19 protein-coding genes are annotated in these 21,831 nt (G+C 66.3%); 3 read left to right on the forward strand and 16 right to left on the reverse strand.

Annotated elements, in window-relative coordinates; translation table 11 throughout:
* The first annotated feature begins 59 nt into the window (after nucleotides 1-59).
* Nucleotides 60-482 (forward strand): Hsp20/alpha crystallin family protein, encoded by a 423-nt coding sequence (locus B1818_RS15090; protein WP_078113221.1) that lies wholly within the window; start codon nucleotides 60-62, stop codon nucleotides 480-482.
* A gap of 26 nt (nucleotides 483-508) precedes the next feature.
* Entirely contained in the window at nucleotides 509-2,818 is a 2,310-nt protein-coding gene (locus tag B1818_RS15095) for a heavy metal translocating P-type ATPase (RefSeq protein WP_254859699.1), read from the forward strand.
* A gap of 29 nt (nucleotides 2,819-2,847) precedes the next feature.
* Here the strand turns inward: B1818_RS15095 and B1818_RS15100 are convergent, their stop codons facing one another.
* The gene (locus B1818_RS15100) at nucleotides 2,848-3,726 is read right to left on the reverse strand and encodes a universal stress protein (RefSeq protein WP_176455930.1); all 879 of its coding nucleotides are present in this window, start codon (nucleotides 3,724-3,726) and stop codon (nucleotides 2,848-2,850) included.
* Nucleotides 3,727-3,983: 257 nt separating this feature from the next.
* On the opposite strand from B1818_RS15100, the gene B1818_RS15105 reads away from it, so the two are divergent.
* The gene (locus B1818_RS15105; protein WP_078113222.1) at nucleotides 3,984-5,000 is read left to right on the forward strand and encodes a zinc-binding alcohol dehydrogenase family protein; all 1,017 of its coding nucleotides are present in this window, start codon (nucleotides 3,984-3,986) and stop codon (nucleotides 4,998-5,000) included.
* 14 nt (nucleotides 5,001-5,014) lie between these two features.
* Here the strand turns inward: B1818_RS15105 and B1818_RS15110 are convergent, their stop codons facing one another.
* The 15 genes from B1818_RS15110 to B1818_RS15180 all read right to left on the reverse strand — a co-directional run bounded on the left by B1818_RS15110 (nucleotide 5,015) and on the right by B1818_RS15180 (nucleotide 21,829).
* The gene (locus B1818_RS15110; RefSeq protein ID WP_078113189.1) at nucleotides 5,015-5,902 is read right to left on the reverse strand and encodes a universal stress protein; all 888 of its coding nucleotides are present in this window, start codon (nucleotides 5,900-5,902) and stop codon (nucleotides 5,015-5,017) included.
* Nucleotides 5,903-6,405: 503 nt separating this feature from the next.
* Nucleotides 6,406-7,797 (reverse strand): glycosyltransferase family 2 protein, encoded by a 1,392-nt coding sequence (locus B1818_RS15115; RefSeq protein ID WP_058251873.1) that lies wholly within the window; start codon nucleotides 7,795-7,797, stop codon nucleotides 6,406-6,408.
* The gene (locus B1818_RS15120; protein WP_078113190.1) at nucleotides 7,794-8,804 is read right to left on the reverse strand and encodes a hypothetical protein; all 1,011 of its coding nucleotides are present in this window, start codon (nucleotides 8,802-8,804) and stop codon (nucleotides 7,794-7,796) included. The genes B1818_RS15115 and B1818_RS15120 overlap by 4 nt, the downstream gene beginning before the upstream one ends.
* Entirely contained in the window at nucleotides 8,801-9,745 is a 945-nt protein-coding gene (locus tag B1818_RS15125) for a WcbI family polysaccharide biosynthesis putative acetyltransferase (RefSeq protein WP_078113191.1), read from the reverse strand. Before B1818_RS15125 ends, B1818_RS15120 begins: the two co-directional genes overlap by 4 nt.
* Nucleotides 9,746-9,961: 216 nt before the next feature.
* A complete protein-coding gene (locus B1818_RS15130; RefSeq protein WP_078113192.1) occupies nucleotides 9,962-11,104 on the reverse strand; it encodes an acyl-CoA dehydrogenase family protein in 1,143 nt (380 codons plus the stop codon).
* A gap of 93 nt (nucleotides 11,105-11,197) precedes the next feature.
* On the reverse strand, nucleotides 11,198-12,808 hold the full coding sequence (locus tag B1818_RS15135; RefSeq protein ID WP_139363027.1) for an AMP-binding protein: 1,611 nt from the start codon (nucleotides 12,806-12,808) through the stop codon (nucleotides 11,198-11,200).
* On the reverse strand, nucleotides 12,798-13,925 hold the full coding sequence (locus B1818_RS15140; protein ID WP_058251823.1) for a glycerol dehydrogenase: 1,128 nt from the start codon (nucleotides 13,923-13,925) through the stop codon (nucleotides 12,798-12,800). Before B1818_RS15140 ends, B1818_RS15135 begins: the two co-directional genes overlap by 11 nt.
* Entirely contained in the window at nucleotides 13,922-14,911 is a 990-nt protein-coding gene (locus B1818_RS15145; protein WP_058251822.1) for a transketolase family protein, read from the reverse strand. Before B1818_RS15145 ends, B1818_RS15140 begins: the two co-directional genes overlap by 4 nt.
* A complete protein-coding gene (locus tag B1818_RS15150) occupies nucleotides 14,904-15,746 on the reverse strand; it encodes a transketolase (RefSeq protein WP_078113193.1) in 843 nt (280 codons plus the stop codon). Before B1818_RS15150 ends, B1818_RS15145 begins: the two co-directional genes overlap by 8 nt.
* Nucleotides 15,747-15,749: 3 nt before the next feature.
* Nucleotides 15,750-16,547, reverse strand: a complete 798-nt coding sequence (locus B1818_RS15155) for an SDR family NAD(P)-dependent oxidoreductase (protein ID WP_058251820.1) — start codon at nucleotides 16,545-16,547, stop codon at nucleotides 15,750-15,752.
* Nucleotides 16,544-17,980: an MFS transporter gene (locus B1818_RS15160; protein WP_058251871.1), complete on the reverse strand. Its 1,437-nt coding sequence runs from the start codon at nucleotides 17,978-17,980 to the stop codon at nucleotides 16,544-16,546. Before B1818_RS15160 ends, B1818_RS15155 begins: the two co-directional genes overlap by 4 nt.
* A gap of 132 nt (nucleotides 17,981-18,112) precedes the next feature.
* Nucleotides 18,113-18,814 (reverse strand): HAD family hydrolase, encoded by a 702-nt coding sequence (locus B1818_RS15165; protein ID WP_078113194.1) that lies wholly within the window; start codon nucleotides 18,812-18,814, stop codon nucleotides 18,113-18,115.
* Nucleotides 18,811-19,734, reverse strand: coding sequence for a phosphotriesterase (locus B1818_RS15170; RefSeq protein ID WP_078113195.1), 924 nt, complete (start codon nucleotides 19,732-19,734; stop codon nucleotides 18,811-18,813). Before B1818_RS15170 ends, B1818_RS15165 begins: the two co-directional genes overlap by 4 nt.
* Nucleotides 19,735-19,772: 38 nt before the next feature.
* Nucleotides 19,773-21,320, reverse strand: coding sequence for an FGGY-family carbohydrate kinase (locus B1818_RS15175; RefSeq protein ID WP_078113196.1), 1,548 nt, complete (start codon nucleotides 21,318-21,320; stop codon nucleotides 19,773-19,775).
* Nucleotides 21,317-21,829, reverse strand: coding sequence for a hypothetical protein (locus B1818_RS15180; RefSeq protein ID WP_078113197.1), 513 nt, complete (start codon nucleotides 21,827-21,829; stop codon nucleotides 21,317-21,319). The genes B1818_RS15175 and B1818_RS15180 overlap by 4 nt, the downstream gene beginning before the upstream one ends.
* Nucleotides 21,830-21,831: the final 2 nt, after the last annotated feature.

Genomic DNA, 21,831 nt, shown 5'->3' on the forward strand with positions numbered 1-21,831 from the left:
GCGTCGGCGAGGCGGTGCGATTGTCGTGTCAGATTCGTCTCGCCAACCGGAGGGCCACCATGTCCACACCCACCACTCATCATGCGTCACACTCGTTTCTGCCGGACATCGCAGAGCTGTTCTCCACGTTCCCCGCTGTCGGAATGCTCCGTCCCAACGGGCATCTGATCCGGGTGGAGGAAGAATCGTCCGCCGAGCAGTACGTTGTCCGTGCTGAGCTACCCGGAGTCGATCCGGACAAGGACGTCACGGTGACCATCCTCGATGGGGTCCTCACGATCGCCGCGCAACGCACCGAGCGGTCCTCCCACAACGGTCACTCCGAATTCGCCTACGGTGAGTTCTCCCGGGCCGTGTCGTTGCCCAAGGGATATGTGGAAGACGGCGTGAAAGCGACGTACTCCGAGGGCATCCTGACCGTCACCGTGCCGCTGAGTGCGCCGACCAGCCCCGGCACGCAGGTGCAGATCGAGACCGCTTGACGCCGCGACCACCGCCACACCCTCACTTGGGTAAGCCCTCCCCCGGAGCCGTCCTTCTGACGGCGACCGCTACCGCTTTCGCAGCGGGCGCACTCCTGTGGTCCGCGGGGTCGGGCCGGCTTGCCAACGCCTGCTGGACAGCGGGGATCGCTGTCGCCCTCGCACCGTCGCTGTGGTGGATCCTGTCGGGGCTTCGTCAGCGCAAGCTCGGGGTCGATCTCATCGCATCGCTGGCGCTCGTCGGGACTCTCCTGGTCGGCGAGTATGCAGCGGGTTCGTTGATCGGGTTGATGCTCGCGACCGGCCGGCTTCTGGACGCGTCGGCGTCGCGACGTGCACGCAAGGACCTCAGTGCGCTCGTGAATCGGTCCCCGACGACCGCACGACGACGGCGCGGTGCCGAAATCACCCTCATCGACGTCGACGCCGTCGAACCCGGGGACATCCTGGCCGTGGCCGAGGGGGAGATCGTCCCGGCGGACGGTCGACTGCGCGACGACGCTGTACTCGACGAATCGGCACTCACCGGTGAGCCGTTGCCACGACACGTCCGGCGCGGTGACACCATCCGGTCCGGTGCGGTCAACGCCGGCGCGACCTTTGACATGGTCGCCCGCGCCCCCGCGGCAGACAGCACCTACGCAGGCATCGTTCGACTGGCCGGAGAAGCCGCCGCCGAACGCGCGCCTGTGGTCCGACTCGCGGACCGCCTGGCCATCTGGTTCATCCCCGTGACGCTGACTGTGGCCACGGTCAGCTGGTTGATCAGCGCCTCACCGACCCGCGCAGTCGCCGTTCTCGTCGTCGCTACACCGTGCCCGCTGCTCTTGGCCGCGCCGATCGCCATTGTCGCCGGCCTGTCACGGGCTTCTCGGTCAGGAGTGATCATTCGCGACGGTGGTGCCCTCGAGACTCTGGGACGCGCCCGCACCCTGCTGATCGACAAGACCGGCACCCTGACCACCGGCCGCCCGGAACAAGTGGAAGTCACCGCGGCCCCCGGAGAGGATGCCGACGATCTGCTGCGACTCTCGGCTTCGGTCGAACAGATGTCGCCGCACGTGTTCGCGACCGCCATCGTGAGTGAGGCCGCTCGACGTGAGCAGCCACTGACCGTGCCGACAGGTGTCCACGAGAACGCGGGTACGGGCGTCTCCGGCGTGGTCGCGAACCGTTTCGTCGAGGTCGGTGCGCCAGACGCCCCGGTTTCGGTCTGGGCGCGCGCGGTGGTACGCGGCAGTGAGCTGGACGGGACCGCCATCGCCTGGATCAGGGTGGACCATCGCGATGCGGGCGCCATCACCATGAGCGACCCCGTACGAGCAGATGCACCGCGCACACTCCGTCGACTCCGTGCTGCGGGGGTGACCAAAGTCGTTCTCCTCACGGGCGACCGAGAATCAACCGCCCGCGAGGTTGGTACCGTGCTCGGCGTCGACGAGGTGTACGCCGGGCAGACTCCCGCCGACAAAGTCGCCTGCGTCGAGGAGGAATGCCGCTCGGCAGTCACCGTGATGGTGGGCGACGGCGTGAATGACGCGCCGGCTTTGGCGAGCGCAAGTGTCGGTGCGGCCTTGGGCGCCCACGGCACGACGGCGAGTACGGCCACAGCAGACGTTGTCCTCACCACCGACGGGATCGGGCCGCTCGCTTCAGCGATGGAGATCGCGCGCCGTTCGCGTCGGATCGCCGTTCAGAGCGCGGGTATCGGCATGGCGCTCTCAATCGGTGCCATGCTTGTTGCTGCCTTGGGCTGGCTCCCGCCGACCGCCGGCGCTTTGCTCCAGGAAGCGATCGACGTCGCAGTCATCCTGAATGCCCTACGCGCATTGACCGGTCCGCGGTCGGTCGTACACGTCGATGATCCCACCGGGGCGTTGCTCCGCAGGTTCTCGACCGAGCACGAGATGCTTCGGACGAAACTTCGAGTACTGGTCGATGTCGCGAATGACTTGGCGGGACAGGGCATCGAGGCATCGAGCGGCGACGGAGTGCAAGGATTACGGCGAGCGGATGATCTACTCGCGGCGGTTGTTCTGCCTCACGAGCATGCTGAAGAATCCTTGCTCTATCCTGCACTTGCCAAACCCCTGGGCACCACCGAGGCCACCGTGACCATGAGTCGGATGCACGCCGAGATCGACAGGCTGGCGAGGAGGGTGCATGCCCATCGTATGCACGCGGATCGAAACGGGCAGATCACCGCCGATCAAAGACTCGACGTGATGGCGACCCTCTACGGGCTCCATGCTCTCCTGCGACTTCACTTCTCCGAAGAGGAGCAGAACTATTTCACTCTGGTAGCTACTCCTGGTACAGGAACGGCCCTTCCGTGATCCTGTCGCTGAGGACTCGAATGGGGTCGTCACCAATGCGTCGGGACAACCATGATCGGTACCTCGATCGAATGCAGGACCGCGCGACTGGTGGACCCGATCACGTGGGCCGAAGGTCCGGTCAAGCCTCGACTGCCCACCACCACCATGGACGCTCCCGAAGCATGTTCGGCTATCGCGTCCACTGGACGATCGTGCACGAACTCCCAGCGGACAGACGTCCTGCTGCCCCGCGACGAGGCAATACGGGCGTGCTCGATGCCGTGGTCGAGGCCGGCGCGATCGGCGCCCGACATTGCGTGGACGGCAACAACTTCAGTGTGCCGGAGCGCTGCTTCCTCCGCCGCATGCATCAGGACGGCGGTGTCGCCTGTCCCGCCGTCCAGTCCGGCAATCACCGGACCGTCCGATGCCTCGTCAGAACGGTCGCGGACAACGACGACCGGGCACGACGAACGCATCGCGACCGTGGTGCTGATCGCGCCGAGTAGTCCACCGGCGAGGTCGCCGAGTCCGCGCGATCCTACGACGAGTTCACGGGCCGCTCGCCCTGCTGCGACGAGAGCGTCGACGGGTCGCCCTTCCGATATGTGCGTGGTGATCGGTACCGCACTGTGGGCGGCGGTCCGGCGGGCCGATGAGCGGGCGTCGGCCAGCACACGCTGCGAGCGACGAGTGCACTGAGCGGAGCAATCCGTTCGGAGGTTCACCGCATCGGCAAACGTCGGACGATGCTCGTGTTGGACGGTGACGATCGTCAGCGACACACCTCTGAGGACCGCATCGTCCACCGCCCACAGGAGCGCCCCCAGGGACGGCCCCGACGCATCCTTCACCCCCACCACCACCGGCAGGTCGTCGGCGATGCGGTCAGAAGAAGCGCGGTCCGGATGCGACTCACGAGCCATGCAACCAGTATCGGCGGCGCCGACGAATTCCGACCAGGGACCAAGGCAATACATAACGCGCGGACGGGGGCGACCTTCGGACGAGCTGGCCGATGCCCCACATCGTGGGGTCGATCGACTCTGTTGCATCCCATTGTCTGCGCGCATGCTTAAGCCACTGGGAGGCAAACGCGGGAGAGGTGCAGATAATGGACTGGGGGTTGCCGACGGACGCGCAGACATCGGAATCGGGATCGTCGGCGGTGGCGGTTCCGACGATGCGGGCATGGTCCGTCAGGGCACCCGGTCCGGTGTCTCGGAACCCTCTGCGATTGGAGGAGGTCCCCCGCCCGATTCCGTCGACAGGCGAACTACTGATCGCGGTCGAGGCATGCGGAGTGTGCCGAACCGATCTCCACGTCTGCGAGGGTGACCTACCCGAACATCGCCCGCATGTCACCCCTGGGCACGAGGTGGTCGGCACAGTCGTCGAGATCGGCATCGACACCGACACCGCGTTCCAGATCGGCCACCGGGTCGGGGTGCCATGGCTGCGCAGCACCTGCGGGATGTGTGCCTACTGCCGGCGCGGGGCCGAAAACCTCTGCATGTCATCGACGTACACCGGATGGGATGCGGACGGCGGATACGCAGAGTACGTCCTCGCCCCCGCGGACTACGCCCTGGCCCTTCCCGAGGGCTACACCGTCGACGAGCTCGCGCCGCTGTTGTGCGCGGGAATCATCGGCTACCGCGCCCTGCGGCGGACCAGCCTGCCCGAAGGGGGACGTCTGGGCTTGTACGGCTTCGGAGGCAGCGCCCACCTGGTCGCCCAGGTGGCCCTCCAGCGCGGCGCCTCCGTACACGTCATGACCCGCGAACCCCACGCTCGCCGCCTGGCACGTGAACTCGGAGCGACATCGGTGGGCGAAGTCCATTCCCATCCGTCCGAACTCCTGGACGCCGCAATCATTTTCGCCCCCGTCGGTGAGCTTGTGCCGGTGGCCCTGTCAGCCCTTGATCGGGGCGGTGTCGTCACACTCGCCGGGATCCACATGAGCGACACCCCACCGCTGAACTACCAGCAACACCTCTTCCACGAACGCGAAATCCGCAGCGTCGAAGCGAACACACGAGAAGACGCGACGGAGTTCCTCCGATTCGCCGGAGAGCATCGACTGCAGGTGACGACAACCTCATACCCGCTCGACGACGCACTCATCGCTCTCCGCGATCTCAAGGCAGGCCGCTTCGCCGGCGCCGCCGTTCTACGTCCCGAACGGAGCGCGAACTGAGTCGCCGACAGCCGTCACGATTCGTTGTGCGTCACCATCACCGGGCACGGGGCAACCTGCACCACAGCGCGACTGGTCGAACCCAGAAGAAGTCCCCGGAACCCGCCCCGACCACGCGTACCCACCACGATCAGTTGCGCCGACTGCGCTGCCTGAACAACCTCCTCTGCGGGAGAGGCGATTCCGACATGCTTGTGGATCGTGACATCCGGAAAGTCCTCCACATAGCCCGCGAGTTGCTCGCCCAGCACTTCCTCTGCCTCGTCTCGCATGTTGCGCTCGGCCAGTCGCGCGTCACCGTAGAACGCGGCCGGCGAGAACTCCCCGAACGCGTGGACTGCCACCAAGGGGACTCTCAACAGGTCTGCTTGGCGAAAAGCCTCGGCGATCGCGGCTCTCGACGTCGGTGACGCATCAACTCCGACGACGACGGGTCCACTCGAAGGCGGAGTCCCACCCACGATCACTACTGGGCAGTGCGCATGCGTTGCGGCATCGGCGCTTACCGAGCCCAGTAGCAATCCACGGACCCCACCGAGTCCTCGTCTACCAATAACCACCGTGTGTGCGTCGGTGGAAGCCTGCCGGAGTGCGAGTATCGCCGACCCGTCGACGATCTTTCCGTCGACCGGCACATCGGGGTTCACACTCTTCGCGAGCGTCGTCGCCGCATCCACCGCGCGCGACGCATCGGCATGCATGGCCTCGACGACGGCCGGTGACGTCATCATGGCCGTGGGTGCGTACGCGCCGGGCACGATTCCAACTGCGGATAACACGCGCACCGAACAATTCTCGCGAGCGGCAGCACCCACTGCCCAGCGCACCGCCATTAGCGCGCAGTCCGAACCATCGACGCCGACAACAATCGGCGCGGTCGGGGGGTCCACCAGTTCAGCCATCCGTATCTCCGTCCGTCGATGCTCAACATCACGTGTCGAGCATTGGTGAGCTCGACAGAATCCACGAGCGGCACAGGTGATACCCGTCGGGCACTTCTCATGGTGGCCCGCTTCCGGAGCGTTTTCCGGAGGCGAAAGTCACCAATGGGCTGACGCTGGACCCCTATTCACGGTTGGGCTCCGCGCAGAACGCGCAAAGCCGACTACAACGAAGTACGAGAAGCGTGTCTTGCTTTGCTCCCGGACGGATTGCGCACACTACAGACGTGCCTGACCGACCAGGCGTGACCGGAAGCGGCTCAGCCGTCTCCGCCCGTGCCCGCGAGACCTACGTGTCCTCACGCCCTTACCAGTGGAAGTCGGCATTGTGGCCAGCGCAGAATCCACGCGGTGGCGAAACCAGCGGAACGGGTTCACAACCCGTCCAGTGTCAGTTCGAGTCTGACCGGGGCCCCAGTCACACCAGAGCATGTCGCGCTCACGGACCAGGTCCTACTCGCCACTCACCAGGACAACACTGGTTCAGTGTCGCCGACGACGATCCCGACATCGCCGTGGTCCACCGTCCGAACCCCGAACAGCCGGTCGAGAAGCTCGTCGGCCGCCAGGTCGGTGTGCGCCTCCCAGCGCCGGACGCGGTGGCGTGCGCGCGACGACGCGATCGTCACCGACGCCGACGGCGTTCCGCCGAAATCCACCGTCACCTGGCCACACTCCCCCGGCGCGACCTCGACGGTGAGCCGTGCGAGCGAGTCGCCCGAGAAGACCACGGACCCGGTGATCTCGAGGACGAATCTGCACCGCGACAGCGTCGACGCGTCCGGGCTACCGGTCCGGATTCGCGAATCATGCACGCCCAGCTCGGCGAGCAGAGTGTCGGCACGTGCGCCGACGAGCCAGATGGCCGCATCCACGCTGCGACCGTCCGCCCCACGCAGTACGCTGCCGACCGTTCGCATCAGCGACGCCGCGGTGTGTCCCTCGGCCGACATCACCACGACGACGTCGGGGATCGAATACAGGAGTCCGACTGTCCGGGCCGCCGGATCGGTGACGAGCGGCGCGAGCGCCAGGGCTTCGGCGTTCTTCTCCGAGATTCGTTCTGAAACCGGACGCTCGGCCCAGTCGGGACCGTCGTGCCACGCGACCGCTTCGGGTTGATGCGCGAACACCGCTCCCATCATGAACGCCCGGTTCGCGAACTCCCAGTCCTCTCCCCCGTACCGGACGAACGACGGATCGAACCCACCGATGTCGTCGAACAGCTCACGGCTGCAGGTCATCACCGCGCTGATCATGTACTTGTAACCATCCCAGCCAGGGGCCAGGAGATCGGCCGTGCGATCGTACGCGTCGACCAGCCACCCGGGTTCGCACTCATGCGAACGTTCGAGATGCCCCTGTGCGCACAACCATTCGTGCATCCCATCCGGGCTGACCTCGCCGAGATCAGCATGTTTGCGCCGACCGACGACGAGCGCGTCGGGTGCCGCGGCCGGCAACCGGACCGCGTGGCGGATGTACCCGGCTGTCGGAATCGTGTCCGCGTCGAGGAAACACAGGATCGCGCCGTTGGATGCGGCGACCCCCAGGTTGCGGGCGGCCGCCGCCCGAAAGCCCTTGTCCTCCTGCGACACCACCGTGATCGTCAACCGGGACGTCCACGCGGTGACGTCCGGCGAACAGGACGAACCGTCGTCGGCCACGACCACCTCCAGGCGATCAGCCGGGTAGGTCTGGGCCGTCAACGCCTCCAGGACCAGCGCCAGTTGACGAGGTTGGTTGTAGTACGGGATGACGACACTCACCAGCGGCGTCGGCGCGGCATCGCCGATCAGGTCCCACCGGTTGTCGGGCACGACGGTCCGACCATCACCGAGCCCGACGACCGTCACGCACTCCACCGCCGCAGCAGCCGCTCGTGCTCCAGCCCGACATCGACGGCCGTGGGCGACGGAACCACGGACGGATCGATCCAGGTGCCCGCAGGATGCGCGAACGCATGCTCGATGGCGGCCTGCAGCGCATCGTCATCGTTCGCGTGCATCGTCAGCACGCCCGGGGACCGCGCGGCGAGTTCCTCGGTGTAGGTGGTGCGCGGGACCAGTGGCCTGCGCCCGGCGGAGATCCAGGAGTTGATCGAGCCGGATGCCGACATGTGCCGGTGATAGGCGACGGGGACCGTGACCTCGGCCGACGCCCGCCGGAGTTCGTCGTCGGTCAGGTAGCCGGTGATCTCACACCGCCTACCCATGTCCGCCGCCAGCTTGGCCAGGTCGTCGGCCAGATCCTCGTGTCCGGGAGACGGGGTGCCGAGTGCGACGAAGCCGATTGACGGATCGAGACCGGACATCGCCCGGAGGGTCTCGAGATGTCCCTTCCCGGGATACAGGTAGCCGAGCACGCCGACCGTCGATTCCGCTGTCGCCAAGGGCTTGTCGACCCGTCGGGAGTCGATCATCAGCGGAACGACCTCGACATCGATCGTCGGGTCGACGAATTCGGAGAACAACGACGCCTCGTGACGGCTCGACACGATCACGCCGGTCGCCGATCGGGCTACCGACCGGAAGAACTCGATGCGTGCCTGCATCGACCGCCCGTCCGATGGCTGGGGCAGGTCGTGCAGCGTCACCGAGACCGGTCGGCGCAGACCCGCGATCATCGCGAGCAGATTGTCGCGCGCCTGCAGGGGCGTGCGCCCGAACAGACGATCTGTCACATGCAGGTGCACGAGCGCGCAGTCGGCCAGTCCCGCCGGCAGGCCGGCGCAGGGTGTGCGCATGTGCGCCAACCGATGATGGCCGCCCTCGGCGGTCACCGCGTCGTACACCGACTGCGCATACCGCACCACACCGTGCGACCGGGGCCCGACGAGGAGGTGTCCCAGGGGCCTCGTCATGCCAACCCCAGGATGTCGATGAGCTCGACGTAGCGGTCCAGCACGGCATCGATGAACTCGGGATGGTCTGCGTACCACTGCATCTGACTGCGGTGGACGACCTCCTCGGTCATCACCGCACCGTCGACGTCCCAGGCGATCCGCGCGGATGCGTCGATACCGAGCGCATCGATCACGCGTTGTTCCAGGGGCGCGCGAATGTTGCCGAGCAACTCCCGCGTCGGTGGGATCGGCGCCGACGCCCCGAGTGCATCGAGGATTCGACGACCGAGCGTCAGCAGCACCCGGTTGCCGGGATGGTTGATCGTGTGGGCGGCGTCCGCCCCGGCGTCGAGCAGGATGTCGGAGATCGCGATGTCGCACTGGCGGCGTTCGCGCATCGCGAGCTGTTCCACACTCCAGCGCTCCGCTTCTCGGAGGTGTTCGCCCGTGACGTGGACATCCCATTCGTCGAAAGATCTATGTCCGTCCCGCACGGCCAGGACCGTTCGCAGATCGTGATACGGCACAGCAGCGGGTACCGCGGACGGCTGCGCGGGATGTCGCGCGATGACCTGGAACGGATACAACCCGCCATATCGGATGACCGGCCACACGATGAACCTCGCGGACGGTGCCAGGTCGACCAGGTCCGGTCCACCGATCGGGAGTCCCCGGTAACCGGCGCGCACCGGCTGGGAGACGATCACCGCGGCTCGACGGACGAGGCGTTCGACGTGGTCGACGTCGGAGGACTCGAGTTCGTGGACCGGTGGGACGCGGACGGTACGAAACCGAAGGCCCGGGGAACTCGCCAGCACGATCCGCAACGCTTCGGCCTGGCAGTTTCCCCAGACCAGCAGTAGCTGCCTGTCGTCGGCCAGCGGGGGTTCGGTGACGCCGTAGAAGTCGCCGTAGTGCCTGGTTCGACCGTCGACCGGCACGTCGTCATGCGGAGTCACGGTTGCTCTGAAGTGGTCGAGAGACGCGATGGTCGCTGTGACATCGTCAGTTCTGGCTCCCCTCTGGAAACGCTTCGGCCGTACCCCCGGCTCCCCGTATAGCCGTTCAGCCCGCTAATGAATCATCGACTTGATCACTCCGGGGACCACCGGGACGGCGACGGCCCCGGTGAGCGGGTCACCGGGGCCGTCGCCCAGACGGGAGTCGTCACATCGTCACAGTGTCCGCGCGATGATCTCCTTCATGATCTCGTTGGTGCCGGCGTAGATCTTCTGCACACGATTGTCGGCCCACAGGCGAGCGATCGGGTATTCGTTCATGTAGCCGTAGCCGCCGAACAGCTGGAGGCATTCGTCGGCGACCACCATGGCGCGGTCGCTGGTCCACCACTTGGCCATCGCCACGGTGGGGATGTCGAGTTCGCCCTTGATGTGCTTGGTGATGCAGTCGTCGATGAAGACCCGGCCGATCCGGGTCTCGGTGGCCGCCTCCGCGAGTTTGAACTTGGTGTTCTGGAAGCTGAAGATCGGCCGGCCGAAGGCCGTGCGGTCCTTGGTGTAGGCGATGGTCTCCGAAACTGCCTTCTCCATTCCCGCCACCGACGCCACGGCGATGATCAGACGTTCCTGCGGGAGCTGCTGCATCAGCTGGATGAAGCCCTGCCCCTCCTCGGTGCCGAGCAGATTCGAGGTGGGAACGCGCACACCGTCGAAGGACAGCTCCGAGGTGTCCTGCCCGCGCTGGCCGACCTTGTCGAGCACCCGGCCACGACGGAAGCCCTCGCGGTCCGCCTCGACGAGGATGAGCGAGATGCCCTTGGCGCCCTCGGACACGTCGGTCTTGGCGACGACGATGATGATGTCGGCCTGACTTCCGTTGGTGATGAACGTCTTCGAGCCGTCGATGACGTACTCGTCACCCTGCTTGATCGCCTTGGTCTTGACGCTCTGCAGGTCCGATCCCGTACCGGGCTCGGTCATCGCGATGGCGCCGACGGCCTCGCCGCTGGCCATCTTGGGCAGCCACGTGGTCTTCTGCTCCTCGGAGCCGTACTCCAGGATGTAATGCGCAACGATGCCGTTGTGCAGGCTGACGCCCCACGAGCTGTCGGCGATGCGCGCCTGCTCCTCGATCAAGACGGCCTCGTGCGCAAAGTTGCCGCCCCCGCCCCCGTACTCCTCCGGGATCGACATGCAGAGAAGACCCAGCTCGCCGGCCTTGTTCCACAGGTCGCGGTCGACGTGGTGCTGCTCGATGAACTTATCGGCGTTCGGCTTGATCTCCTTCTCGCAGAAGCTGCGAGCCAGATCGCGCAGGGCGCTGAGATCGTCGTTTTCCCAAGAGGACCGTTCGGCCATGGTGCGAGTACCTATCCACGATTGACAGTATCAATGGCGAGCGTAACAGTGCTTGTTGGCAACGTTACGTTGGGATGACCGGAACGCTTTGTGTCAGCTGGACGCCCCACCACCGCGGAGCACGTTCTTCTGGATCTTGCCCGTCGACGTCTTCGGCAGTTCCGCGAACACGATTTCTTTCGGCACCTTGAACCGGGCGAGCGTCTTGCGCGCGAACTCGACGAGACCCTCAGCGGTCAGGCTCGCTCCGGCGCGCACGCTGACATAGGCGATCGGCACCTCGCCCCATCGTTCATCCGGACGGCCGACGACCGCCGATTCGACGACGTCGGGATGGCTGTCGAGCACCCGCTCCACCTCGACTGACGCGATGTTCTCGCCACCGGAGATGATGACGTCCTTGCTGCGGTCCCGGATCTCGACGTACCCGTCCGGATGCATCACCGCGAGATCACCGGTCCGCAGCCAACCGTCCAGGGTTGCCGCGGCAGTGGCCTCGGGATCGCGGTAGTAGCCGAGCATGACGTTGTTGCCGCGCACCACCAACTCGCCGATGGTCTCGCCATCGGCCGCGACATCGCCTCCTTCGTCGGACACGACTCGGACACGCCCTGCCACGATGTTTCCGATTCCCTGTCGCGCCTTGCGTACGGCGCGCACCTCGTCCGTGGCGTCATCCCACTCCGGCTGCCACTGGTTCACGACGATCGGGCCGAACGTCTCGGTCATCCCGTAGAGGTGGGTGATCTCGATGCCCAACCCGGCCATCCGGGCGAGGAGAGCAGGCGATGGTGGTGCACCTCCCGTCGCGGCCTGGACGACTCGATCGAGCCGAGCCGCCGACGGGTCTTCGGCGATCATGGTGAGGACCGTGGGTGCCGCGCTGAAATGAGTCACGTCGTCGTCGACGAGGTGACGCCAGATGAGTCCGGTGTCGATGCTGCGCAGGCAGACGCTCGTGCCGCCCGCGGCGATGACCGCCCACGTGAAACACCAACCGTCGCAGTGGAACATGGGGAGTGTCCAGAGATACTTCGACCCCGGACCTAGCCCGGAGTGGTAGGCCATCGCCACCGACTGCAGATACGCCCCCCGATGGTGGTACATCACGCCTTTCGGGCGTCCCGTCGTCCCGGAGGTGTAGTTGATCGCGAGCAGACCCCGTTCGTCGGTGTCCCGACGAATCGGGGCGCCCGCGTCTGCGAGCAGACGCTCGTACTCGTCCGAGCCGTCGGCCGAACCACCGATCACCACCCGAATTCCGACTGCTTCGCCGACCGCTCGTGCGCGATCAGCGAACTCGACCGTCGAGACGAGAACCGACGCGCCACTGTGTTCCAGGATGTAGATCAGCTCCGGTTCGGAGAGCCGGACGTTCAACGGCACCAGTACGGATCCGTGAGCGGGCGCAGCACTGTGCAGTTCGAGCATCACGTGCGAGTTCGCACACAACGCGGCAACACGGTCACCGGGACCGACACCGAGCTGTTCGATCACCGCGGTCAACCGCTGCACCCGATCGTGGAACTCGGTGTAGGTGAAGGAACGTGACCCGTCGATCACCGCGATTCGTCCGGCGAATGCCGCAGCGGCTCGATCCAGGAACGTGGCCGGACTGAGTGCGGAGAAGGCGAACTCGGCCGCGGGCGGCACCGGACTCCGGGCGCTGTCGATGTCCGGGTCCGGGCCGTGGTCAGTCACCATCGATCGCCGCCTCTTTCTCCACCTGTTCGATGGCCGCGATGATACTGGGGACCGATGCGTCGACCCAGGTGTTCGCGACGTGCGGCGCCGACGCCGCGGCGACAGCCAGAGCCTCGATCTCGGCGTTCGACGGTTCGCCCATGTCCAGATCGGCCAGCGAGGTCGGGAGACCGAGGGCACGGAGGAAGCTGCGGATCTCGTCGTGGTCGACCTCGGGATCGTCCTCGAGCGCCAGATGGACGAGCAACCCGTAGGCGACGTGGTAGCCGTGCAGGTGCGCCGACGACCCACGACCGACCTGCAATCCTCGCGTCATACAGTGCGCGATCGACAGGCCGCCGTTCTCGTAACCGATGCCCGACAACAGGATCACCGCCTCGACGACCGCCTCGAGCTCGGGGGTGACCTGGTGCGCGAGCGCATCGCGCACTGCAGCCTCCCCGTCGCGCAACAGGATTTGAGAACATCCATCGGCGACCACCTCGCCGATGATCAGCGGACGGGTGCCCTGCGTGGTGACACCGCGCCCTCGCGCACACGAGCGGGCCTCGTACTTCTTCGCGAGCGCGTCCCCGATGCCCGATACCAGAAATCGGATCGGTGCCTTCGCGATCACCTCGGTGTCAACGACGACCGCAGCCGGATTCGCGGGCAGACGACCGAGTTCCGACAGCCGTCCGAACTCGTCGTAGAGCGCGAACACACTGGCGGTGGGGCCGTCATTCGACGCGACCGTGGGGACCGAGACCATCGGCCGTCCGACGGTCTCGGCCACGCCCTTGGCGATGTCGAGCGCCTTGCCTCCCCCGATGCCGACCACCACGTCGCCCTGCCCGGCTGACACACGCGTCAGGGTGTCGGCGATGACGCCGCGCGTCACCGGTCCGGCCACCGGGATCACCTGGGCCCGTAGTTCGGCAGCGGCGAGCGACGCCTCGATACGCGCACCGAACAGTCCCGAGATGTCGGCGTCGATGACGACGATCGGCGCTCCCCCGATCTCGGCCACCACCCCACCGACGTCGTCGAGAACCCCTGGGCCCTGCAGATACTGTTGCGGTGCCGCGAACCGACGGGCGGTGCGGGCGACACCGATCCCGTCCAGCAGAGCGCTCATGCGTGCGGCCAGTTCCCGGTGATCACCGCGTGCGTGATCGCCGTCTCGTCGAGACCGAACAGGGCCTCGTTGTAACCCTGGGAACCGCAGGGGTGGAAGCGATCTCCCAGCCCGATCCTGGTCACCGGCACCGAGATCCCCCGGTCGGCCAGTGTCTCGACGACCGCGCTGCCCAGACCGCCCGAGCGCAAGCCGTTCTCGACCACGATCACCCGACCGACGTCTGCGGCGACTGCGGCGATGGCCTCGGTGTCCAGTGGCTTGATCGTCGGAACGTGCAGCACTGCCGCCGATACCCCGGCCGCCTCCGCGGACTCGGCCGCTCTCAGCGCGCGAGCCGTCATGAACCCCGTCCCGATGACGGCGACGTCTCGACCCGGACGCAGCATCCGTGCGCGGCCGATCTCGAACTCGAAGTCGTCCTCGTCGAACACGACGGGCACCTTGCCGCGCAGGTTGCGGATGTAGAAGGTACCCGGCGTGGCCGCGGCAGCGCGGATGACGTGACGGAGTTCCACCGCATCGCACGGATCGATGACCGTCAGATCAGGGATGGACCGCATCACGACCAGGTCCTCGAGGGACTGGTGTGTTGCGCCATAGGGATTTACGAGCCCCGGCGAACCGGCGACGATCTTCACGTCGGCCTTGCTGTGTGCGCATGACACGGCGATGAAGTCGAGGGCCCGGCGGGTGAGGAATGCTGCGTAGGTCGCGCAGAAAGCGATCTTGCCGACCTTCGCCAATCCCGCGGCCATCATCACCGCGTTCTGCTCGGCCATGCCGGCGTTGAAGTAGCGCTCCGGGAAGCGATCCCGGAACGGGATGATGTCGGAATACTTCGACATGTCGGCACTCAGTCCGACGATCCGCTCGTCGCGGGCACCGAGTTCGGCGAGTTCGGTACCGAAAGGCGCCCGCTCGTAGGGTCCCTCGACGTCGGCGATCTCGCCCATGCCGCCGGCACGGTTTTTGAGCTCAGCCACGATTCTCCTCCAGTTCGGCGATGAGTCCGGTCCACTCGGTGTCGTGGACGCGGACGAAATGTGCCCGTTCCCGGGCGACCAGCGTGGGCACGCCGGTCCCGGGAGTCGTCCGGGCGATCAGCACGCGCGGGACGTCTGCCGGCGCGGCTGCCAGCGCATCGAACGCCCGGACGAGAGCCTCGATGTCGTTGCCGTCGACCTCCTCGACCGCCCACCCGAAGGCGGCCCATTTGGCCGCGATCGGTTCCATGTCGAGCACGATCGGACCGTCGGCCTGGATTCCGTTGCAGTCCACCACGGCGGTGAGGGAGCCGAGACCGAAACTGGCGGCCGACATCGCCGACTCCCAGGTCGACCCCTCCTGCAGCTCACCATCGGAGAGTTCCACGATGATCTTCTGATCCCCACCGTCGAGGCGGAGCCCGAGCGCCATCCCGACACCCTGCCCGAGACCGTGTCCCAGTGAGCCACCGGCGATCTCGACTCCGGGCGTCTCGTCGAAAGTACTCATCGGCAGTTCGCTGCCGTTGAGTCCGTAGTCCGCGATCTGCTCCTCGGTCAGGATGCCCAGTTCGGCGAGCACCGCATAGAGCGCGATCGAGTAGTGCCCGGTGGACATCAGGAACCGGTCCCGGGAGGGCGAGTCCGGATCAGTGGCGTCGAAACGCAACTGCCGGAAGTAGATGACCGCGAGCAGGTCGGCGATCCCGAGCCCCTGAGCGATGTATCCCTCGCCTTTGTCCGCTGCCATTCGCATCATCGCCGACCTCAGCCGGAACGCGGTGTCGGCCAGTTGCGCGGTCGACGGGCGATCGATGTCGTTGTCTACGAGCATGTGTCAGGTGCCCTCTCTGGTCATCTCGGCGTCGGCCGAGTGGAATGTGCCGTCGATGGTGATCCCGCCGTCGACCCGGAGCACGGTGCCGGTGACGAACGACGCGTCCGTCGACGCGAGGAAGGAGGTGGCTGCAGCCACCTCGTCGGGAGAACCGAACCGGCGCATCGGTGTTCGATCTATCAGTCGCTTCTCATCGAGTGTTCCGGTGTCGAGACCCGTCCGCATCATCCCGGTGTCGATGTATCCGGGGGCCACCGCGTTGACCCGGATCCCGTGCGGTCCCCATTCGGCCGCGAGTGTGCGTGTGACACCCAGGACGCCGGACTTCGCGGCGGTGTACGCCAATCGTCCGGGTAGACCGAATGTCGAACCCACCGAGGCGAGATTGATGATCGACGCGTTGGGCGCCTCGCGGAGGAGGACGAAGGCCTCCCGGCTGCACCGCATGGTGCCGCCGAGGTGGACGTCGAGTTCGGCCTGCCACCGGCCGGAATCGATTGCCTCGGCCTGGGTCCGCGAAATGATACCCGCATTGTTGATCAGGACGTCGAGCCGTCCGAACCGCTGTCGCACGGCCTCGACCGCGCGGCGGACGGACTCGTCGTCGGTGACGTCGACGACCAGCGCGGACCCGCTGACGTCGGCGGCCGCCTGATCAGCACGTCCGGCGTCGATGTCGGCGATCACCACCTGGTGTCCGTCGGCCCGCAACCGTCGCGCCATGGCGAGGCCCAGACCCTGTCCGCCACCGGTGATCAGCGCCACCGAGCCGGGGATCGTCACACGTGCCCCGGTCATCGTCCGTACACCTCCCGTACCGTCATGTCGCCCTCGGCCGCGGCGATCTCGTTGGCGTCGTGCGTGGTGTCGAACGGCTCCCAGCGGATCAGCATGCAGATGGCCGCGCCGATCAGCGGCACCGCGACGAAGATGGTGATGGTGGTCGACAGCCCCAGCGACTCCGACATCCGCGGGAACGCGTACAGGCCGACGATTCCGCCGATGCTCTGCGAAATGGTGGCCAGCTGTCCGCCGCGACCACGCAGATCAGACGGGTAGGCCATCGCCGCCATGGTCAGACCTGACACACCGGGGCCCGCCGAGTGGAAGAAGATGAACATCGCCGGGACGATGAACGCCAGGAGCACGGGGAGCGAGTCGAAGAAGACGCCGAGGATCAGGATCATCGCGGCGACTGCCAGGAAGCCGTATTTCGCGGCGCCGTTCGCACCGAGTTTGGAGGCCACCCAGATCGACGCGATTCCGCCGACGATGCCGAACACGTTGAAGACGATGGAACCGAAGGTCGCCTCGCCGAAATTCTCACCGAACAGGCTGAGCGCGATGACCGGCAGGTAGTAGGCGACGGCGTAGTACTGCAACGCCTGCATCATGGTGACCACGTTCGCCAGGATCGTTCGTGCGCGGAATCGCGTGCTGAACAGTTCGGTGAAACGTCGCTCCTTCTTCGGCTCCTCGATGGCCGCGTCGAGATGACCGGTGGGATAGGTGGCCTCGATCCCGTACATCGCCTTCAACGACTTGGTCAGCTCCGGGAGTCTGCCCTTCTTGGCGAGCCAGCGCGGACTGTCCGGCATCAGCGCGAACTGCGCGATGGCGACGACGAAGGCGAACACGGCGGCGGTGACGAGTCCCCAGCGCCAGATGCTCAGTCCGACTTCGAGGTGGTACAGGCCCAGGACGATGGCCAACGCGACGACGGTCGAGATGTACCACTGGGCCTGCCAGAAGTTGAGCAGGTACTGCCGCTTCTTGGGCAGGTTCTCCGACAGGTAGGCCATCGCGACGCCCAGGTCCACGCCGTAGGCGGCGCCGGCGATGCAGCGCGCGAGGACCAGCATCGCGAAACTCGGCGCCGCGGCCATCATCAGCGCAGCGACGACCGCGACGATCTTGGCCACCACCATGATTCGCACTCGTCCGTAGCGGTCGGCGAGCAGACCACAGGTCGCGGCTGCGATGAGGGTCGCGACGTATCCGTACGCACTGACCAGCCCCACGCCGTTGGCGTCGAGGTTGAGCTGCTCACTCATCGGCGCAGTACCGGAGCTGAGTACCGCGAGGAAATAGGCCTCGAAAGCAATGCCGGCGAGTCCGAGCACCAGCATCAACTTGTGTCTGCGGGTCTTGATGTCCTCCGTGTCGACCAGGTCGTCGACCTCGGCGACCGAGGTGAATGCCCGATTCCGGGCAGGGAGTAGTTGGGTCATGAGGAATCCGTTCAGGAGCGCCCGCAGTTCCGACGGCGGGCGTGTCAACAGGTCACTGAATCGAGAAGTGTTGCGATCCAGCGTTTCAGGGACGGTTCAGCGCCTCATGGCGCCGGAACCGTGAGCGGTGAACTAGAGGTGCTTCAGCAGGTCGCCCAGTCTGTCGAGGAGATGGTCGGGTTCGTGATCGGCGAGTGTGTCGTGTCCGTAATATCCGTAGGCGGCACCCATCGTGCGGGTGCCCGCGGCGGCCCCGGAACGTATGTCCTGAGGGCCGTCACCGATGTACCAGGTATGGGCCGGGTCCAGCCCGGCCCGCTCCAGTCCGAGCAGGACGGGGGCTGGATGTGGCTTGCGTTCTCGGGTGTCGTCGGCGGTGACGATGGTTGCGAAGAGGTCGATATCGATGTCGAGGTACTCGAAATCCTTCTGCACCCGACTCATTCGCTTGTTCGTGACGATGCCGACGGTGATGTCGCGGTCGGCGAGCGCGGTCAGTGTCTCGCGCAGTCCCGGGTAGGCCGCCACCCGTTGATACGCACTCGAGATGTAGTGCGCCCCATAGGCACGTTCCAGATCGACCGGATCCCCGTCCGACCACCGGGCGAAGATCTCGGGCGGTCGTGGCGCCATCAGTATGCTCGGGTCCTCGAGTTCCCCGGGCAGCGGCCGGTCGAGCTCGTTCTCGAACGTCGCCCGATAGGCCTCGACGATCGCGAACCTGGAGTCGATGAGGGTGCCGTCGAGATCGAACAGCACCCCGTTCGTTGAAGTGGGAACACCGGTGTCCGCGCGGGCGGAATCGGTCTCTGCGGTGCTCGTCGGGGAACTCATGCCTGCCCCTCCCGGGGGGTGAAGGCGAAGAACTCGCGCGGATTGTCCACGAACACCCGCTCCGCGATATCGGCGGGCAGGCGATCGCGAATCTGCTTGAGCAGACCGGCGATTCCCGGCCCACCTCCGTGGTGGGGCTGATAGGAGGGTCGGCCGAGATCACCGGAGACCATGATCTTGGTGTAACCCTCGTCGAAAAGGCGTCGCACATAGTCGACCCGTAGCTCGTCCGATGGGTATTTCGGCTTGGTCCAGTGATCGAAACCCAGCCAGACCCCGGTCCGCGCGACCTCGCGTAGGTAGCCGAAGTCGAGGTTTCGATCCAGGTGCCCGATGAGGACGTGGTCCGGATCCACGCCCAGATCGGCGAAGCCGTTCGCCTGTAGGTCGCCGAGCGTGCCGGCCTGACAGTGCGTGGAGATCGGTGCACCGGTCATGAGATGCGCTCTGGCGACTGCCTGCTGGACCTTGCGCTCGTCGTCACGGATCTCGTCCGTCCGGCAGGTGCCGAACTTGATCACGCCGGCCGGTGCCGAGGTGTTGTCGATCCCGGCGGTGACATCGGCAACGAACCGCGCGGCGATCTCGTCGATCGATTCCGTGGCAACCGAGTCCGGATAGTAGATCCCCTTCTGATAGCCACTCGCGCTGACGATGTGCACGTTCGAGGCTTGGGCGACCGCCAGCAGTCCGGTTGCATTGCGCCCGTAATCGGCGGTTGTCATCTCGATGAGCGCGCCGCCGCCCAGCCCATCGAAGTCCGCGACCTCGGCGATGGCCGCGTCGACGCGATCGAGGACCATGTCGGGGTCTTGGTCCTGCGCCCACTTGGGCGGGTTCGTGAAGAGGTGCTCATGGCACAGGGTCACTCCGAGATTCTCCGGGGCGATGTCGCCGAGCACGGTTCTGATGACGGGCACGAGTTCTCCGTTTCGGGGTCGAGAAGGGTGAAGGCCGGTCAGGCCGGGGACAGTTGGTCGATGTCGGCGGTGGCGGCCCACACCTCGCGCAACGGCTCGAGAACGGCGCGATAGACCGCGAACGCGTCGTCGTACAGGGCAGCGGTCGACGGATCGGGCTCATGCACTCGTCCGGGCCGGACCAGACAGGTGGTCACGCTGTCGAGGTCGGGGTACTGCCCGGTGGCCACGGCCGCGAGCATGGCCGCTCCGAGCGCGCCGGACTCCGGGACATCGGGAGCCACGATCGTTTTCTGCAGGACGTCGGCAATGATCTGGCTCCACTCGACGCTGCGAGCTCCGCCGCCGGTCAGCCGGATTTCGTTGATCTGCACCGGCATCGCCGCATAACAGTCGCGCACCGACAACGCGGTGCCCTCCATGACCGCCCGCACCAGTTCGGCGGGTGTGGTGTCGCCGCGCAGATCGACGAAGCTGCCGCGCGCATTCACATCCAGGAACGGGGCCGTGGCGCCGGCTGTGTTGAGGTATGGGTGGAACACCAGTCCACGGCACCCCGGTTCGGCGGTACGGGCGAAGTCCCGCACCACGTCCCCGAGGGTCGTCGCACCGCGGGTGATGCGATCGACCTCGGCCGGACAGAACGTGTTGATCACCCAGTCCAGGCACAGCGTCCCGCCCCCGGAATTGGTGATCTGGCGCTGCCAGCGGTTCTCGGGCATGAGGAAGCCAAACCCGACTCCTGCCGGTTCGAGCAGCGGGTGATCGGTGGACGTGCCGTTCATCAGGCTTGTGCCGATGGTCGTGACGGCCTGACCGTCGTGCGCCGCACCGATTCCGATCATGTTCGCCGTCGCGTCGCCGGTGCCGGCACACACCGGTGTCCCGACCGGGAGACCGGTCTCGGCGGACGCTTCGGGGGACACGGTGCCGAGAAGCCCGTCGCTGACCCCGACCGTCGGCAAGCGGGTCGACATCTCTTCGATGCCGAAGGCGGTGAAGAACTCCTCGGACTTGCGCCGGCCACGGAAGTCGCAGGGCGCGAACGAGAGATCGGACTCTTCGGTGGCCACCACGCCGGTGAGCCGATAGTTCACGTAGTCCTTGGCCATGAAGAAGTGGCGGATGGCGTGGTAACGGTCCGGTTCGGCGCGCTTCATCCAGGCCAGCAGCGGGTATGGGGTTCCCGGGATCAACGCGTTCCCGCTGATCGCGAAGAGCGCGTCGAGATGCCCTCGGTCACCGGCTTCGTCGAGGATGCCCGCGGCGCGGGCATCGGGCCAGCAGATCGCACGGCCCACGGGTTCGCCGTCGGCACCCAGGGCCCAGAGACCGCCCATGTGCCCGGTGACGCCGATCGCCACGATCGAGGTCGACGGTTCGAGTTCTCCGACCACGGCCCTGATCGTGGAAGCCACTGTCGCCCAGGTCTTCTCCGGGTCCTCCTCGTGACGCCCGGCGGTCGGGTAGAAACTGGGCGTGCGCGCACCGCATTCGGCGACGAGCTCGCCCGTGGCCAGGTCGACGGCAATCGACTTCAGCGAACTCGTCCCCTTGTCGACACCGATCACGACTGAGCGACTCATCGGGACACCCCTGCGGCGACAGCCGCCACGCGGAGCGCGAGGCGGTCAACTTCGAGCAGCTGATCAGTTGCCGTGTGTCGAACCTGTTCCCCCGCAGCTTCGATCACTCGCACCCCGGAGGCTTGTAGGCGGTGGGCCAGTACCTGCGCCCCGGGATGGTCCGACTCGATCCGAATCTGCAGTTCGCGACCAGCACCGGCCAGGATACGAACCAACGATGTACACAGGCCGCGCCAGACTGCACCGAGCACCTCCTCGGGCGAGGTCTGATACGACAGGCCGACCAGGACGTCGCGGCCGTCGACAGCCGCGTAGGTGACGCGGGTCGGGGTCGCCTCCCACTCGGCCACCGTCTCGGCGAACCGGGTCGTCAGGTCGGCGGCCACGTCGGGCGCGAACCGCTCCACGAAGGAGTCCAGCAGGTCCCAGCCGGGACTCGCTAGGGTCTCGACCGATCCGTTTGAACCCCGCACCACCACACGAGCCGGCTGGCCGGCGGCCAAGGTCACCA

This window comes from Gordonia sp. IITR100 (genome assembly GCF_002009645.1).
Taxonomy (GTDB): Bacteria; Actinomycetota; Actinomycetes; order Mycobacteriales; family Mycobacteriaceae; genus Gordonia; species Gordonia hongkongensis.